This is a genomic window from Streptomyces sp. NPDC002838 (assembly GCF_040295365.1).
Classification (GTDB): Bacteria; Actinomycetota; Actinomycetes; order Streptomycetales; family Streptomycetaceae; genus Streptomyces.
The window spans coordinates 85,380-101,974 of sequence record NZ_JBEOVF010000034.1; the positions used below are offsets into that span (position 1 = coordinate 85,380).

13 protein-coding genes are annotated in these 16,595 nt (G+C 72.0%); 4 read left to right on the forward strand and 9 right to left on the reverse strand.

Translation table 11 applies throughout. The features are described from left to right. Positions 1 to 33: 33 nt before the first annotated feature. The 4 genes from ABT063_RS34435 to ABT063_RS34450 all read right to left on the reverse strand — a co-directional run bounded on the left by ABT063_RS34435 (position 34) and on the right by ABT063_RS34450 (position 6,108). The gene (locus ABT063_RS34435) at positions 34 to 2,574 is read right to left on the reverse strand and encodes a polynucleotide kinase-phosphatase (RefSeq protein ID WP_351063924.1); all 2,541 of its coding nucleotides are present in this window, start codon (positions 2,572 to 2,574) and stop codon (positions 34 to 36) included. Then, entirely contained in the window at positions 2,571 to 4,040 is a 1,470-nt protein-coding gene (locus tag ABT063_RS34440; RefSeq protein WP_351063926.1) for a 3' terminal RNA ribose 2'-O-methyltransferase Hen1, read from the reverse strand. Before ABT063_RS34440 ends, ABT063_RS34435 begins: the two co-directional genes overlap by 4 nt. A gap of 130 nt (positions 4,041 to 4,170) precedes the next feature. Next, positions 4,171 to 5,085, reverse strand: a complete 915-nt coding sequence (locus tag ABT063_RS34445; protein WP_351063928.1) for a DUF4232 domain-containing protein — start codon at positions 5,083 to 5,085, stop codon at positions 4,171 to 4,173. 99 nt (positions 5,086 to 5,184) lie between these two features. Then, entirely contained in the window at positions 5,185 to 6,108 is a 924-nt protein-coding gene (locus ABT063_RS34450; protein WP_351063930.1) for an LLM class F420-dependent oxidoreductase, read from the reverse strand. A 248-nt stretch (positions 6,109 to 6,356) separates the two neighbouring features. Between ABT063_RS34450 and ABT063_RS34455 the strand changes: the two genes are divergently transcribed. Continuing rightward, on the forward strand, positions 6,357 to 6,524 hold the full coding sequence (locus ABT063_RS34455; RefSeq protein WP_351063932.1) for a hypothetical protein: 168 nt from the start codon (positions 6,357 to 6,359) through the stop codon (positions 6,522 to 6,524). A 147-nt stretch (positions 6,525 to 6,671) separates the two neighbouring features. Here ABT063_RS34455 and ABT063_RS34460 read toward each other — a convergent pair whose 3' ends face one another. The 4 genes from ABT063_RS34460 to ABT063_RS34475 form a co-directional block, all read right to left on the reverse strand. Next, entirely contained in the window at positions 6,672 to 7,130 is a 459-nt protein-coding gene (locus tag ABT063_RS34460; RefSeq protein WP_351063934.1) for a DUF6099 family protein, read from the reverse strand. 159 nt (positions 7,131 to 7,289) lie between these two features. Beyond that, positions 7,290 to 7,616 carry a nucleotide pyrophosphohydrolase gene (locus tag ABT063_RS34465; RefSeq protein WP_351063936.1) on the reverse strand — a complete coding sequence of 109 codons (327 nt, stop codon included), beginning with the start codon at positions 7,614 to 7,616 and terminating at the stop codon, positions 7,290 to 7,292. Further along, positions 7,613 to 8,797, reverse strand: a complete 1,185-nt coding sequence (locus ABT063_RS34470) for an AAA family ATPase (RefSeq protein WP_351063937.1) — start codon at positions 8,795 to 8,797, stop codon at positions 7,613 to 7,615. Before ABT063_RS34470 ends, ABT063_RS34465 begins: the two co-directional genes overlap by 4 nt. Positions 8,798 to 8,986: 189 nt before the next feature. After that, the gene (locus ABT063_RS34475; RefSeq protein WP_351063939.1) at positions 8,987 to 9,382 is read right to left on the reverse strand and encodes a cell division protein SepF; all 396 of its coding nucleotides are present in this window, start codon (positions 9,380 to 9,382) and stop codon (positions 8,987 to 8,989) included. 219 nt (positions 9,383 to 9,601) lie between these two features. Between ABT063_RS34475 and ABT063_RS34480 the strand changes: the two genes are divergently transcribed. Both ABT063_RS34480 and ABT063_RS34485 read left to right on the forward strand, forming a co-directional pair. Next, complete coding sequence (locus ABT063_RS34480; RefSeq protein ID WP_351063940.1) at positions 9,602 to 13,645, forward strand: bifunctional nitrate reductase/sulfite reductase flavoprotein subunit alpha; 4,044 nt, start codon at positions 9,602 to 9,604, stop codon at positions 13,643 to 13,645. A gap of 159 nt (positions 13,646 to 13,804) precedes the next feature. Continuing rightward, positions 13,805 to 15,475: a hypothetical protein gene (locus ABT063_RS34485; RefSeq protein WP_351063961.1), complete on the forward strand. Its 1,671-nt coding sequence runs from the start codon at positions 13,805 to 13,807 to the stop codon at positions 15,473 to 15,475. Here the strand turns inward: ABT063_RS34485 and ABT063_RS34490 are convergent. Further along, positions 15,453 to 15,971, reverse strand: a complete 519-nt coding sequence (locus tag ABT063_RS34490; protein WP_351063942.1) for a YceI family protein — start codon at positions 15,969 to 15,971, stop codon at positions 15,453 to 15,455. The two genes, ABT063_RS34485 and ABT063_RS34490, sit on opposite strands and share 23 nt — an antisense overlap. A gap of 111 nt (positions 15,972 to 16,082) precedes the next feature. Here ABT063_RS34490 and ABT063_RS34495 point away from each other — a divergent pair, with 111 nt between their 5' ends. Then, positions 16,083 to 16,583 carry a MarR family winged helix-turn-helix transcriptional regulator gene (locus tag ABT063_RS34495; RefSeq protein WP_351063944.1) on the forward strand — a complete coding sequence of 167 codons (501 nt, stop codon included), beginning with the start codon at positions 16,083 to 16,085 and terminating at the stop codon, positions 16,581 to 16,583. Positions 16,584 to 16,595: the final 12 nt, after the last annotated feature.

Below are 16,595 nucleotides of genomic sequence, written 5' to 3' on the forward strand. Positions count from 1 at the left end.
CGGAAATCGATCCTCACAGGCTCCTAAAGCCGTCTACAGCCTCGGGTCCACCGGTTCCGACTCCAGCGCCAGCACGCCGAAGACGGCCTCGTGCACCCGCCACAGCGGCTCGCCCTCCGCGAGCCGGTCCAGCGCCTCCAGACCGAGCGCGTACTCGCGGATCGCGAGCGAGCGCTTGTGGTTGAGGAACCGGCCGCGGAGGCGGGCGAGGTTGTCGGGACGCGTGTACTCCGGGCCGTAGATGATCCGGAGGTACTCGCGGCCGCGGCATTTGATGCCGGGCTGCACCAGGCGCCCTTGCTCGCTGCGTACCACCGCCCCGACCGGCTTGACGACCATGCCCTCGCCGCCCCGGCCGGTCATCTCCAGCCACCAGTCGACGCCGGCCCGTACCGACTCGGGGTCGGCGGTGTCGACGTACAGGCGACGCGTGGTCTGGAGCAGGCCGCTGCCGTCGTGCTCCACCAGCCGGTCGAGGAGCGCGAGCTGCTCGTCGTGCGGCAGGGCGGCAAGGCTGCGGCCCTGGACGGCGAGGATCTGGAAGGGGGCCAGGCGTACGCCGTCCAGGCCGTCCGTGGTCCAGCAGTAGCGCCGGTAGGCGTCCGTGAACGCCGAGGCGGCGTCGGCCCGCTGGCGCTGGCGGGCCAGCAGGTCCGAGACGTCGACGCCGCGCGCCGCCGCGCCCTCCAGGGCGGCCAGCGCGCCGGGGAACACCGCGCCGGACGCGGCGCCCACGGACGCGTACTGACTGCGCAGCAGGCCCGCGGCCTTCAACGACCATGGCATCAGCTCGGCGTCCAGGAGCAGCCAGTCCGTGTCGAGTTCGGCCCAGAGGCCCGCCTCGTCGATCGCCGTGCGCACGCGGCCGAGGATGTCCTCGGTGACGGTCTCGTCGTCGAAGAACGGGCGGCCGGTGCGCGTGTAGAGCGACCCGGTGGGGCCGTCGACCCCGAATCGCTTGCGGGCCGCCTCGGCGTCCCGGCAGACCAGCGCCACCGCCCGCGAGCCCATGTGCTTCTCCTCGCACACCACCCGCGCGACGCCGTCCTCCTTGTACTGCGCGAAGGCCTCGGCCGGGTGCTCGAGGTAGCCGTCGACGTGACTCGTCGCCGTCGGTGCCATGGTCGGCGGGAGGTACGGCAGCAGCCGCGGGTCCACCGCGAAACGGCTCATGACCTCAAGAGCAGCCGCCGCGTTCTCCTCGCGGATCGAGACGCGGCCCTGGTGCCTGGTCTCGACGACCCGGCGACCGTGCACGTCCGCGAGGTCCAGCGGCCGCCCGTCGTGCCCGCCGGGCGCCTCGGTCCGCAGCGGCTTCGCCGGCTCGTACCAGACCCGCTCCGCGGGTACGTCGACCAGCTCGCGCTCCGGCCAGCGCAGCGCGGTGAGCTTGCCGCCGAAGACGGCGCCGGTGTCCAGGCAGATGGTGTTGTTGAGCCACGTGGCCTCGGGGACCGGAGTGTGGCCGTACACCACGGCGGCGCGACCCCGGTAGTCCTCCGCCCACGGGTAGCGCACCGGCAGCCCGAACTCGTCGGTCTCGCCGGTCGTGTCGCCGTACAGGGCGTGCGAGCGCACCCGGCCGGAGGTGCGGCCGTGGTACTTCTCGGGCAGGCCGGCGTGGCAGACGACGAGCTTGCCGCCGTCGAGGACGTAGTGGCTGACGAGGCCGTCGATGAACTCCCGTACCCGCTGCCTGAACTCCTCGCTCTGGTCCTCCATCTGCTCGATGGTCTCGGCGAGGCCGTGCGTGTGCTGGACCTTGCGGCCCTTGAGGTAACGACCGTACTTGTTCTCGTGGTTGCCGGGGACACAGAGGGCGTTGCCCGACTTCACCATCGACATCACGCGGCGCAGCACGCCCGGGCTGTCCGGGCCGCGGTCGACGAGGTCGCCGACGAAGACCGCCGTACGGCCCTCCGGGTGGACGCCGTCGGCATAGCCCAACTTGCCGAGCAGCGCCTCCAGTTCCAAGGAGCAGCCGTGGATGTCGCCGACGATGTCGAAGGGGCCGGTGAGGTGGGTCAGGTCGTTGAAGCGCTTCTCGGTGACGACGGTGGCGTTCTCGACGTCCTCCACGCCCCGCAGGACGTGCACCTTGCGGAAGCCCTCGCGCTCCAGATGCCTGAGCGAGCGCCTGAGCTCGCGGGTGTGGCGCTGGATGACCCGGCGCGGCATGTCGGCCCGGTCGGTGCGGGAGGCGTTGCGCTCGGCGCACACGTCCTCGGGCACGTCGAGCACGATGGCGATGGGCAGCACGTCGTACCGCTTGGCCAGGTCGATCAGCTGCCGGCGGGCGTCCTGCTGCACGTTGGTCGCGTCGACGACCGTGCGGCGGCCGGCGGCGAGGCGCTTGCCCGCGATGTAGTGCAGGACGTCGAAGGCGTCCCGGGTGGCGCTCTGGTCGTTCTCGTCGTCGGAGACCAGGCCGCGGCAGAAGTCGGAGGAGATCACCTCGGTCGGCTTGAAGTGCCGGCGGGCGAAGGTCGACTTGCCCGATCCGGAGGCGCCGATCAGGACGACGAGGGAGAGGTCGGTGACGGGGAGGACGCGTTCCTTCTGAGTGGTCGTCATGCTGCCTTCGCCTCCTTCTCGTTGCTGCTCCTGATCGTGAATACGGCCATCTGGGTGGGCGGCCCGACCTCGGGGTCGTCCGGCCCGACGGGTGCGAACTCCACGCCGTACCCGTGCCGTTCGGCCACCGCGCCCGCCCAGGTGCGGAACTCCTCGCGCGTCCACTCAAAGCGGTGGTCACCGTGCCGGACGTGGCCGGCCGGGAGGCTCTCCCAGCGCACGTTGTACTCGACGTTGGGCGTGGTCACGAGCACGGTCCGGGGGCGGGCGGCGCCGAACACCGCGTACTCCAGGGCGGGCAGCCGCGGCAGGTCGAGGTGCTCGATCACCTCGCTCAGTACGGCGGCGTCGTAGCCCTTGAGCCGGTTGTCGGTGTAGGCCAGCGAGCTCTGGAAGAGCTTGACGCGCGAGGCCTGCCGCTCCCCCATGCGGTCCAGCTTCAGGCGCCGGGAGGCGATGGTGAGCGCCCGCATCGACACGTCGACGCCGACGATCTCGGTGAACCGCGGGTCCTTCAGCAGCGCCTGCACCAGCTGGCCCTGTCCGCAACCGAGGTCGAGCACGCGGGCGGCGCCGGACTCCTGGAGCGCGGCGGTGATCGCGTCCCGGCGCTGCACGGCGAGCGGGGTCGGCTTCTCCTCGGCCTCGGTCTCCGCCTCGACGGCGTTGTCGATCTCCTCGACCTCGCTGTCGTCGGCCTCGGCAAGCCGCACCAGTTCCAGGCGCTCCCGGGCCTCGCGGGTCAGCGACCAGCGGCGCGAGAGGTAGCGGTTGGTGATCAGGTGCTGCTCCGGGTGGTCGGGCAGCCAGCCCTCGCCGGCCCGCAGCAGCTTGTCGACCTCGTCGGAAGCCACCCAGTAGTGCTTGGCGTCGTCGAGGACGGGGAGCAGGACGTACAGGTGCCGCAGGGCTTCGGCGAGGGTCAATGCCTCGGATTCCAGTACGAGACGCACGTACCGCGAGTCGCCCCACTCCGGGAACTCGCTGTCCAGCGCCACCGGCTCGGCGGTCACCGTCCAGCCGAGTGGCTCGAAGAGGCGTCGCACGAGATCCGGGCCGCCCCGGGCGGGCAGCGCGGGTACCTCAATGCGGAGCGGCAGCGGCTGGGCGGCGCGCTCGGGCCGGGCATTGCACACGCCGCGCATCGCGCTGGAGAAGACACCGCTCAGCGCCACGGCGAGCAGCGAGGAGGCGGCATACGGGCGGTCGTTGACGTACTGCGCGAGGGCCGCGTCGGGGGCGCCGCCGCGCCCCTTGCCCTTGCCCCGCCGGACCAGTGCCACCGCGTCGACCTCCAGCAACAGCGCCGCCGTGCAGCGCTCGGCGTCCGCCTCCGGGTAGAGGACGTGCGCCTTGCCGTAGGACGTGGAGAACGCCTGCGCCTTCTCGGGATGCTTGTGCAGCAGGTAGCCGAGGTCGGTGGCGGGGCGTTCGGGGGTGCCGGTGGTACTGATCGTCAGGAACATGGGGAGGGCCTCTCCGGCCGGTGGACGAGACGGGTGTCGTACGCGCGAGAGCCCCCAGGGAGGGTGATCCTGGGGGCTCGGCAGGACGACGGTCATACGATCGCACACCCCGGCCGACCGGCGCTTTCGTTTATCCGCGCCGCTCCTCCTCCGGTCGCCAGGGGCTGACTCCCAGCTTCCCGGTGGTCCCGAGGTCGAGGTGGGGTGTCACCGTGACCGGCGTGGCGCCGGACCGCACCCGGACCCTGACATAGGGGACGTTGACGGCGGTGCCGGCCTCGACGGTGTTGCGCCACACCAGTCCGGACCGCGCGCGCTCACCGGGGTTCAGGGTCACCGACCGGGGCGGGTCGTCGAAGCCGGTCACGGCGCTGGAGATGCCGCCGCTGCCGTGGAGGATCCTGACGCCGTCGACGGGCTCGCGGTCCTCGTCGAGGAGGGTCAGCTGCGGGTAGCCCTCGACGCGGTAGTCGCTTTTGCCGCAGTTCTCCAGCCACAGCCCCACGACACGCAGTCCCATCGCGGCGTCACCCTCGTCGGCCGTGACCCGGACCCCGGAGGACGGGCACCGACCCGCCTCGGCCGGCGTCTCGGCCGCGGGGACGCTGGTGACCTCGGAGACCTTCACCTGCGTCACGTTCATGTCCCGGCCGCTCGCCGTCGCGGGCGGCATGTCGACGGTGCCCCGCACGGTACGGCCGGGTCCGACGTCGCGCACGGTCTGCCGGGTGTTGGTCATCACCTGGCCGGTGGCCGTCGTGAAGTCGAACAGGATCGTGTACGTCAGCGCTTCGGAACTGTCGTTGACGACCTCGTAGGCGGCGGTGACCGGGGAGTACGCGGAGACGATCCCGGGCGTCGAGGGGGACGGAAGGGTCAGGCCGGTGATCCGCACGCCGTCCATCCCGGGATCGGAGACGGGGGAGACCGAGGTCCGGGGCGTCGCGCCGGCTCCGCCGCCCGGGGAGCCGGCGCGTTCCGAACCGCAGCCGGCCACGAGCAGGGCGGCGGCGAGGACCGGGAGTAAGGGGGTGGCTCTTCGCATCGGGCCACCCCACCAGCACCTCGCTTCATTCACTTGTGGTGGAGGCCACAGTTCCGGCAACAGGCCTGTCACAGTGGCCTCCCCGCACCCATGGCCGGCCTACGACAGCTGCGACTGCACCTGCGACGAGATCAGCTCCAGGTGGTCCAGGTCGGAGAGGTCGAGGATTTGGAGGTAGAGCCGCTCGCAGCCGACCTCGGTGTAGCGGCCGATCCTGTCGACGATCTCGGCCGGGGTGCCGGCCAGGCCGTTGTCCTTCAGCTCCGGGACTTCGCGGCCGATCGCGGCGGCGCGGCGGGCGACCTCCTGGTCGTCCTTGCCGACGCAGACGACGAGGGCGTTGGAGTAGGTGATGTCGTCCGCCTTGCGGCCGGCCTCCTCCGCGGCGGCGCGGACCCGGCCGAACTGGCGCTCACAGCCCTCGATCGAGCCGAACGGCATGTTGAACTCGTCGGCGTACCGCGCGGCCAGGCGCGGGGTGCGGGTCGCACCCTGGCCGCCCACGAGGACGGGGATCTTCTCCTGCGCGGGCTTGGGCAGCGCGGGCGAGTCGGCGAGGTCGTAGTACGTGCCGTGGAAGTCGAAGGTCTGGCCGGCCTCCGTCGCCCACAGACCGGTGACGATCTCCAGCTGCTCCTCGAGGCGGGCGAACTTCTCCTTCGGGAAGGGGATGCCGTACGCCGTGTGCTCCTCCTCGAACCAGCCCGCGCCCAGGCCCAGCTCGACACGGCCGCCGGACATCTGGTCGACATTCGCGACCTGGATGGCGAGAACGCCGGGCAGGCGGAAGGTGGCGGCGGTCATCAGCGTGCCGAGCCGTATGCGCTTGGTCTCGCGGGCGAGGCCGGCGAGGGTGATCCAGGCGTCGGTGGGGCCGGGGAGGCCGTCCACGGAGCCCATCTTGAGGTAATGGTCGGAGCGGAAGAACGCGTCGAAACCGAGGTCCTCGGTGGCCTTGGCGACGGTGAGAAGGGTGTCGTAGGTGGCGCCCTGCTGGGGCTCGGTGAAGATGCGAAGGTCCATGCCCTCCATCCTGCACGTCGGTGCATCGGTCAACCGCAGCGGTCCCTCCGGTCACGGCCGTCCCCGGCCGGGGTGAAAATACGTCAATGCGGCAGTGCGGGCGTGACCTCGCCAGTGACCCGCTCCGGTGGAGATCGTTGGCTCGGGCGGAGCCGGACCGTCCGGAGCCCGCACCGGACGGTCGTCGCCGGGGCGTCAGCCGTCAGCCGCGTCGGCCTCCCTGGGGGCCTTGGGCCTAGGAGGCCGTCATGTCCGAAGAAACCGTGCCGCTCCCTGCGGGGGCTGGGCAGCCGAAAGGGTTGTTGCAGCAGATGGAGGAGCTGATGGCGGCGTTGAACGCGGATCTGTCGGCGTTGGATGCGGATTTGCAGTCGGCCGGGGGTGCGGAGAGAGGCGTGGCCGGGGAGGGGGACTGAGGTTTCGGGTTGATAGCCGGGCGGCGTGGGGGCTGGGCGGGGTGGGTCGCGCAGCCCGGTGCTACGGGGTGCCGCCCTTCTGTGGGTCGGGAGCCGCCCCAGCGGCACGACTGCCCGCGGCTACGCCGGCATGCGACCACCCCACGGCTACGCCGGCAACGCCTCATCCCGATCCGCAAGCCTCCTGAGCATCTCCAGCACCCGGTCCCTCGATTCGTCCGCCGCGTCGATGGCCTCCATGCACTGCCAGTACGTGCTCTCGTCGTCCGCGGCGGAGGCGAGGCCGACGAGGGCGATGCTCACCTCGCCCAGGAGACCGCCGAGGTACATCAGGGCCTGGCGGGCGTCGCCCAGTTCGGTGAGCTGGGCGGCCCGCAGGGCCTCGGCGTCGATGTCCGGGCGGTCCAGGACACCGCAGCCTCTTCCCGCCAGCTCGGTCAACCCCAGTGCCTCGCCCCGGAGTTCCGGCGGGCCGGAGACCGCGAGGCGGCTGCCGATCGCCTGGGCCAGGGCCTGCGCCTGCCACACCTCCGCCATGACGTCCGGCGGGTCGCCGCTCCCCGCCAGGGCCCGCCTGTTCGTCACGATGAGCCGCACCGCGTCCATGGGGTGCCCCCGTCTGTCCCGACGTCCATCCGCTACCGGTCCACTACCCAGAGTGAGAGACGTTGAGACAAGAAGACAGAGGAAGACGGAAATCTGCGGACAAGTAATCGGTTTCAGGCGGCGATTCGATTACTGAGGGTGATAGCGGAGGTTGTTGCTCTACGGCGCCGGAAACCTCCGCTCGTTCCGGTCGATCTTCGCGTCCAGCGCCGCCAGCGGGTCGATGCCGAGCACCTCGCACAGCTGGAGCAGATACGCGAGCACGTCGGCGACCTCGTCCGTCACGCGGTGCGCGCTGTCGGGGTCGTCCATCACCCGGGCCGACTCCTCCGGCGTCAACCACTGGAAGATCTCGACGAGTTCGGAGGCTTCCACGCTGAGCGCGGCGACGAGGTTCTTGGGGGTGTGGTAGGGCTGCCAGTTGCGCGCGGCCGCGAACTCGGCCAGCCTGCGCTGCAGTTTCGCCACGTCGAGAGGTTCTGTCACGGCTTCAGGTGTACCACCGTGACCCCGTCCGTCCCGGCGGCCCACGTCGCGTCGCTCACCGCGCCGACCAGGCGGATGTGGCCGCGCTCGCACATCCGGGCCGCGAGCCGCAGCAGTTCGCCGCGCTGCCCGGGGTCGAGTCCCCGGTCGAGGCCGTCGGCGAGGACGGTGAGCGTCTGGAGGGCGGCGGGCACCTCGCCGGCCGGGTCGAGCTCGAGCACGCCGGGCCCGGTGAGCAGCACCAGCGCGAGCGCGACGTATCTCAACTCCCCGTCGCCCAGCCGCCCGAGTTCCGTCCGGATCCCGTCACCCCGGTCGAGCAGCGCCCGCACCGTCCCGTCGGCGAGCGGCTCGGCGAGCACGTCCGCGACGGGGCCGGCGCACCCGGCGCGCACCGCGGCGACGAGCAGCGAATGCCGCCTGCAGCACTCCGCGCGGGTGCGCCACAGCACGTCGGCGAGGTTGTCGCAGCCGCCGAGCAGGCGCCCGGAGCCGGTCGGCACGGGGGCGCGCATCCGGCCGGGCGACGGATCGCAGGCGAAGACCGAGCGCAGGGCGACCACCATCTGTTCGGCGGCGGCGAGCACCCGGCGCTGCCCGTCCGTCTTGCCGGCCACGCGCAGCGGGATCAGCGCGGTGCCGAGCCGGTCGTCGGGCAGCGGGGCTCGGGTGACCGGCGCCTGTCCCGCCGTGTGCCAGGCGGCCTGCACCTGGCGGCGGCTCGGGTCGCGCAGGGCGGTCTCCAACAGGACGAGCCCGTCCGCCGCCAGCCGCTCCCCCACGATGCGCAGGTCGGGCTCGGCCTGTACGGCGATGTCGAGGCGGATCGGGCCTTCCGGACCGTCGGCCGTGCAGCCGATGCGGAAGCCGCGGCGGCCCTGGGCGTCGGGCCGGGCCCGCTCGGGCACGCAGGCGACCGGGTCGGGGAACACCTCGCCGAGGCCGGCCCCGCCGCCGAGCCGGGCGAGTGCCTCGTAGGCCCGCAGCGCGCTCGTCTTGCCGCAGCCGCTGGGCCCGGCGAACAGGGTGAGCGGTCCGAGCGGGAACCCGGCGCGGCGGTGGCCGGCGAAGGCGGACAGCCGCAGTTCGGTCAGGCGCGGCCGGTCCGGACGGTACTCGTCGTCTCCGGGCGGCGCCGGGGACGGGCGGGAGGACGCGGGGGACGTGAAGGACACGATCATGTCCGGACCGTAGGACTCCGCAGGTCAGGCGAACCGTTCCAGCTCCGGGGCCTTCCTACGATCGGGCGACGGGCGAGGCGAGGGCCGGCGTGGCGGCCCGGGGCGCGCCCGGGACCGCGGGCACGGCGATGGGCGGCCCGCCCGACGGCAACCGCCTCGCGACCGGCTCCGCCCCGCACGCCCGACGGCTCACACTCCGGGAACCCCCGCCCCCTCCATCAGCCCCGTCACCTCGGTTCCGGCCGGCGTGAGAAGGAACACATTGCGGTCGACGCGGTGCATCCCGCTCGCCAGGCCGAAGACGACACCCGTGCTGAAGTCCAGGATCCGCTTGGCCACCTCGGTCTCCGCACTGGTCAGGTCGAGCAGCACGGGGACGCCCGCCATCAGCGTCTCGGCGACCTCGCGGGCGTCCGCGAACACCTGGACGCGCAGGACGACGAAGCGGCGCCGGGCCTCGGTCTCCGCCTCCGGTATGGACCGGTGGTCGACCGCGGACGGCCAGGCGTCCCGGCCCCGCAGCGGCACGACCTGGGCGAGCCCCTCCCACTGTTCGTCGGTGACATCGTGGCTGTTCACCGGCATGCTCCGTCCTTGGCTCGCACTGCTGTCTGCATCGGGCAATTCTTACGCAAGGTCACCCGTTCGGCCTATCAGCGACACGCTCCGCGATCGCGATCCCCTCACATCCGTCCCTCTCGTCGGCCCCTCACACCGGCGACGGGACGGCTGTGCAGCGGGCGTAACCCCTGATGATCAAGTCGTGTCACACAGGCGTAATGGGCATTTCGTACCGTCGACGGCATGACGACGACCCCACAGACGCAGCAGACGCGGCAGGTGCGCACCGTCTGCTCCTACTGCGGTGTGGGCTGCGGCATGGTGCTCGACGTCGGGATGGGGCCGGACGGGCGGCGTACGGTCCTGAAGGCGTCCGGCGACAAGGCGCACCCGGCGAACGCGGGCCGGCTGTGCACCAAGGGCGCGACCACGGCCGACATGCTCGCCGCGCCCGGACGGCTGACGAGTGCGCTCGTGCGGGACGACCGGGGCGAGGAGCCGGTGCCCGCGCCCGTGGCCGACGCGATCGCCGAGACCGCGCGGCGGCTGCGCACGATCATCGACGAGCACGGGCCGGACGCGGTCGCCTTCTATGTCTCCGGGCAGATGAGCCTGGAGGCGCAGTACCTGGCGAACAAGCTGGCCAAGGGGTTCGTACGGACCAACCAGATCGAGTCGAACTCGCGGCTGTGCATGGCGAGCGCGGGCGCCGGATACAAGTCGTCGCTGGGCGCCGACGGGCCGCCGGGGTCGTACGAGGACTTCGACCGGGCGGATCTCTTCCTCGTCATCGGGTCGAACATGGCCGACTGCCATCCGATCCTGTACCTGCGGATGATGGAGCGGGTCAAGGCGGGCGCGAAGCTGATCGTCGTCGATCCGCGGCGCACGGCCACGGCTGCGAAGGCCGACCTGTTTCTACAGGTCAGGCCGGGGGCCGACCTCGCCCTACTCAACGGGCTACTGCGTCTGCTGGTCGAGAACGGGCACACCGACCCCGCCTTCATCGCCGCGCACACCGAGGGCTGGGAGGCGATGGAGGAGTTCCTCGCCGACTACGCGCCGGACGCCGTCGCGGAGATCACCGGGCTCGCCGAGGACGACCTCCGGGAGGCTGCGCGGCTGATCGGCGAGGCCGGCGAGTGGATGAGCTGCTGGACCATGGGGCTCAACCAGTCCACGCACGGCACCTGGAACACCAACGCCCTGGTCAACCTGCATCTCGCCACCGGCGCCATCTGCCGTCCGGGCAGCGGTCCCTTCTCCCTCACCGGCCAGCCGAACGCGATGGGTGGCCGTGAGATGGGCTACATGGGACCGGGGCTTCCCGGCCAGCGGTCGGTGCTCGTCGACGAGGAGCGGGCGTTCGCCGAGGACGTGTGGGAGCTGTCGCCGGGGACCCTGCGGAAGGACGGCGTCGGCAGGGGCACCGTCGAGATGTTCCAGAAGATGGCCGACGGGGAGATCAAGGCCTGCTGGATCATCTGCACCAACCCGGTCGCCTCGGTCGCCAACCGCCGTACCGTCATCGAGGGCCTGGAGGCCGCCGAGTTCGTCGTCACGCAGGACGTCTTCGGCGAGACCGAGACCAACGCGTACGCCGACGTCGTCCTGCCCGGCGCGATGTGGACCGAGGCGGAGGGCGTCTTCGTCAACAGCGAGCGCACCCTCACGCTGACCCAGGCCGTGTCCGACCCGCCCGGGGAGGCGATGGCGGACTGGCGGATCATCGCGGCCGTCGCGCGGGAGATGGGGTACGAGAAGGGGTTCTCCTACGACAGTGCCGAGCAGGTCTTCGAGGAGATCCGGCGCTTCTGGAACCCCGTCACGGAGTGGGATCTGCGCGGGGTGTCGTACGAGCGGCTGCGCTCGACGCCCGTGCAGTGGCCGGCCGCGTCGGAGGGCGGGCCGGAGCGCAACCCCATCCGGTACGTGGGGGGCGGTGAGCTCCGATTCCCGACGGCGAGCGGGCGGGCCGTCTTCCACGCGCGGCCGCACCTGCCGGCCGCGGAGATGCCGGACGACGACTATCCCTTCGTACTGAACACCGGGCGGGTGCAGCACCAGTGGCACACGCTGACGAAGACGGGGAAGGTCGCCAAGCTCAACAAGCTGAACTCCGGGCCGTTCGTGGAGGTGCATCCCGAGGACGCGCGGGAGTTGGGGATCGCCGACGGCGACCGGGTGGAGGTCGCCTCGCGGCGGGGGCGGGCGGTGCTGCCGGCGGTGGTCACCGACCGGGTGCGGCCGGGGGCGTGTTTCGCGCCGTTCCACTGGAACGACCTCTTCGGCGAGTATCTGAGCGTCAACGCTGTGACGAGCGACGCGGTGGATCCGGTGTCCTTCCAGCCGGAGTTCAAGGTGTGTGCGGTGTCGCTCGCGAAGATCGCAAAGGTCACAGAGCCCGCGGCGGCTCCGGCCGAGGTGATCGTCCCCACCGCCGTCACGCCGGGATCGAACCCCTTCGGGCTGGACCCGGCCCCGCCGCCGGTCCTGACGGCTCAGGAGCGCCTCTACCTGACCGGCTTCCTCGCGGGCATCGACTCCGGCGCCCCCGGCATCCCGGTGCTTCCGCCGGACGCGCCCTTCAGCCCCGAGCACGCGATGTGGGTGAACGGCGTCCTCGCCGGGATGTACTCACGGACGGCGGCCGAACCCCGGGAGCAGCACGGCCGTGAGGTCGTCATCCTGTGGGCCTCGCAGACCGGGAACGCCGAGGAGTTCGCCGGTGCGGTCGCCGACCGGCTGTCCTCCGGCGGGCACCGGGCGACGCTGGTCGGCATGGACGACACCGACCCGGGCACGCTGCCCACCGGCGCCGATCTGCTGCTGATCACCAGCACCTTCGGGGACGGCGACGCGCCCGACAACGGCTCCGGCTTCTGGGAGGCGATCGCCGGGCAGCGGGCCCCGCGCCTGGACGGGGTCCGCTACGCCGTGCTGGCCTTCGGCGACTCCTCGTACGACGACTTCTGCGGGCACGGGCGCCGGCTCGACGCGCGGCTGGACGAGCTGGGCGCGGTGCGGCTCGCGCCGCGCACGGACTGCGAACCCGACTACGAGACGGAGGCCGGGGCCTGGCTCGACCAGGTGCTCACGGCGCTGGGCACCAAGACGGAGACCGCCCCGAGCACCGCGCCGGAGGCCGCCCCGAAACCCGCCCGGTCCGCCAAGCCCGCCCCCACCACCGCCCGCCTCGTCGGCAACCGGCTGCTCAGCGGGCCCGGCGCGGGCAAGGAGGTCAGGCGGTTCACCTTCGACACGAGCGGGTCCTCGCTGACGTACGAGGCGGGAGACGCGCTCGGGGTGCGGCCGGTCAACTCGCCCGCGCTGGTGGAGGAGTGGCTCGCGGTGACGGGGGCCGACGGATCGACGACCGTGTCCGTGGAGGGAGTCGGCGAGGTCCCGTTCGCCGAGGCCCTGCACCGGCATCTGGACATCACCCGGATCACGCCGGACCTGCTCCGCTTCGTCGCCGAACGCGTCCGCGACGACCGGGAGTTGCGCAGGCTGCTGCGTCCCGACAACAAGGACGGGCTCGCGAAGTGGAGTTGGGGGCGGCAGGCGGTGGACGTGCCGGCCGAGCATCCGGTGCGGGCGAGCGCGCAGGACTGGGCGGACGTCCTCAAGAAGCTCCAGCCGCGCCTGTACTCGATATCCTCCAGCCCGCTCGTCGACCCGCACCTCGTCTCGCTGACGGTCTCCGTGGTGCGCTACGAGAACCTGCACGGCAGGCCGCGGGGCGGGGTCTGCTCGCCCTTCCTCGCCGACGCCGAGCCGGACCGGGAGGTGCCGGTGTTCGTGCAGCGCTCCCCGCACTTCCGGCCGCCCGCCGACCCCTCGACGCCGATGGTGATGGTCGGCCCCGGCACGGGCGTCGCGCCCTTCGTCGGCTTCCTCCAGGAGCGGCTCGCGCTCGGTCACCGGGCGCCCAACTGGCTGTTCTTCGGCGAACAGCACCGCGCCACCGACTTCTACTACGAGGACGAGCTGACCGCGCTGCTCGACGCGGGTGCCCTGACCCGCCTCGACACCGCGTTCTCCCGGGACCAGCGCAACAAGGTGTACGTGCAGGACCGGATGCTGGAGCACGGCCCCGAGCTGTGGCGCTGGCTCCAGGACGGCGCCCACTTCTACGTCTGCGGCGACGCCTCCCGCATGGCCAAGGACGTGGACCGGGCCCTGCGGGCCATCGCGGTCGCGCACGGCGGTCTGGAGGAGGCCGAGGCGTCGGCCTGGGTGAAGCAGCTGGCGGCGGCCAAGCGGTACGTACGGGACGTGTACTGACATCAGCCGCACCTCGGTGCAAACAATGTCTTCTTACCCCACTCACACCGGACTCTTCACCTCCGTCGGCGGCCCGCTCACCGGGCACGATTACCGTCCGGTGCCGTGCTCCTGACAGATACCCGGCTGCCGGCACCCGTCCGGCGGACGCAGCCGGCGGTGTCCGCCGCCTGGGAACCCCCCGCGCAGTGGCATCGCGTGCTGACCCTGCTGGCCGACATCAGTCTCTTCATCGGAACGCGGTCGGTCTGGGCGCAGGCGGCGAGCCATCGGCTCGTCGTGGCCGCGGTGATCTCCGTGTGCTACGCCTCGATCCTGGTGTGCGGGGTGCTGGCCCTGGTCGTACGCCGGGAGCGCTCGCTGGCGCGCGTGGACCTGTGCGTGCTGGTGACCGCGGTGACGCTCGCCCTGTGCGCGTGGGCCATGAACCACAACGGCTCCGACGAGGCGGACCTCACCGCCCAGGCCGCCCGGGAGCTGGTCGCCGGGCACGCCGTCTACGGGCAGCCGTGGCCCTGGCTCTTCGGTCACACCGTCGCCCTCACCCCGACGGTGACCGGCGGCTACGACCTGACGTACGGCTATCCCCCGCTGGCCCCGCTGCTGACCGCGCCCCTGCTGTGGCTCGGGCACGGCGGTGTTCCGGCGACGGCGCTGAGCACGGGTGCGCTGATCGTCGGCGCGGTGGTGCTGTGGCGGCTGCTGCCCGGGCCGTGGCGGCCGACGGCGACGATGGTGTGCCTCGGCTTCGGGATGCTGGCCTCGTACGGAAGGCTCGGCTACCCGGCGATTCTGGCCCTGGCTCTGCTGGTGCCGGTGGTGGTGCGCTGGCCCCGGATCGGGCGGGGCGGGCGGCTCGGGCCGGCCGGGGTGGCGCAGGCGGCCTGTCTGGGCGCGGCGTGCGCGGCACAGCAACTGCCGTGGTTCCTGGCGCCGTTCCTGCTGGCCGGGATCTACGCGGTGCGGCGCGGGGAACTGGGGGCGCGGGCGGCGGGGCTGGTGCTGCTGCGGGTCGTCGGGGTCGCCGCCACCGTATGGCTGCTGATCAACACGTACTTCATCGTGAGCGAGCCGGGCGCCTGGCTCGACGGCATCGCGCTGCCGCTGACGCAGGGCGCGGTGCTGCACGGGCAGGGCCTGGTGGACGTCTCGCTGTACCTCACGAACGGCAGCGACCGGCTCGGCTGGTACTCGTACGCGAGCCTGCTGCTGCTCGGCGGCCTGCTGGCGGTGTTCGTGCTGTTCGTACGACGGCTGGGACCCGCCGCGACCGTCCTGCCGTGGCTCGCCTTCTATCTGGCGACCCGTTCGCAGGACGGCTACTACCTGATGATGACCCCGCTGTGGCTGGCGGCGGTCACCGCGCCGCTGCCGGAGTTCGCGGGCGCGTGGCAGCCGCGCCCGCGTCCGCTGTCCGGGCCGCACCGGCGTCCGGCGCGGATCGCGGCGGCCGCCCTGCTGCTCTCCCCCGCCGTGGCGAGTGCCGCGCTGGCGGCGACGGGGACGCCGCCGCTGCACATGGCGGTCGCCTCGGTGGGGCGGGCGGCGCCGACCGCCGTCTCCCGGCTGACCCTCCGGGTCACCAACTCCGGCGACAGCGCCCTCACGCCCCACTTCACGCTCACGAGGGGCCAGGGCATGGACCCGTACTGGTCGGTCGTACGGGGCCCGGCCACCCTGCCCGCGCACGCGACAGCGACGTACGAACTACGGCCGCCGACCGGGACGTTCACGCTTCCGCGCCGAGGGGCGCGGGTCCGGCTGCGCGCTTTCACGCCCTCGCCGCAGACACTGTCGAGCACCTACATCAGGCTGCTGCCGTCCGCGTGAAGCGCAGCGTGGCGGCGACCGTGGTCAGGCCGCGGATCATGCCGAGCTGGTTCCAGACCATGCCGAACTGTTCGCGGTCCACGCTGAATTCGGCGTCCAAGGTGAGCGCGTCGGCACTCGCGTCACGGAGGCCCGCGGTGAAGGACAGGGGGCGGCTGACGCCCCGCACGGTCAGCTGACCGACGACGTGCACCGCGTCGCTCCCACGGAGTTCGGCGCTGCGGACCGCGAACGTGATCTCGGGGTGGTTGTCGGCGTCGAAGAAGTCGGCGGACCGCAGGTGCGTGTCGCGCTTGGCGCTCTTGGTGTCCAGGGAGGCGACGTCCAGGGTGAGGGTGCCGACGGCCGAACCGTCGGGCCGCACCTCGCCCTGTCCGGCGAAGGTGGCGAAGGTGCCCTTCACCGTGACCAGGTTCCACATCGTCTTGTGCCGCAGGGCGACGGTGGAGGCGGTGCGGTCGAGCTGCCAGGTCCCGGTTTCCACGGCGACGGTCATGATCTGCCCCTGTTCCCAGTTGGTTCAAATTTGGAGAATCTCACCGTAGCCCGTTATCCAAATCTGAACAACCCCCTGATTCAAAATTGGACAACAGGTACACTCAAGACCATGGCCGCCCCCGACGAGCACCCCGCCGACCTGCCCGAATGCACCTCCGCGCAGGGCGACGGACTGCTGCCCGCCGAGTTGCGGGCCTGGATGGTGATGCGGGCCGCGACGGGGGCTGTGGAGCGGCGGCTGCACGCGGTCGTCAAGGAGCGGCTCGACGTCTCGCACGACGAGTTCCTGATCCTGTGCCTGCTGGCCGAGCAGCCCGGGGGCGTCAGGATGACGCGGATCGCGGAGCTCCTGGGCCGTCCCAAGACCCGGCTCACCTACCAGATCGCCTGCCTCCAGCACGCCGGACTCGTCACCCGCAAGTCGGTGTGCGGGGACAAGCGGGGCGTCGAGGTGGCCCTCACCGACAAGGCGCGGCACCTGCTGGAGGATGCCTCCGGGCAGTTGGCCGAGACGGTCGCCCGGGAGCTCACCCGGTTCATGGGCCCCGCCCAGTGCGAGGCGATGCGTGCGCTGGTGCCGCACCTCGCGGAGGAGCAGCCCGCCGAGTAGGAGCCCGTGTTG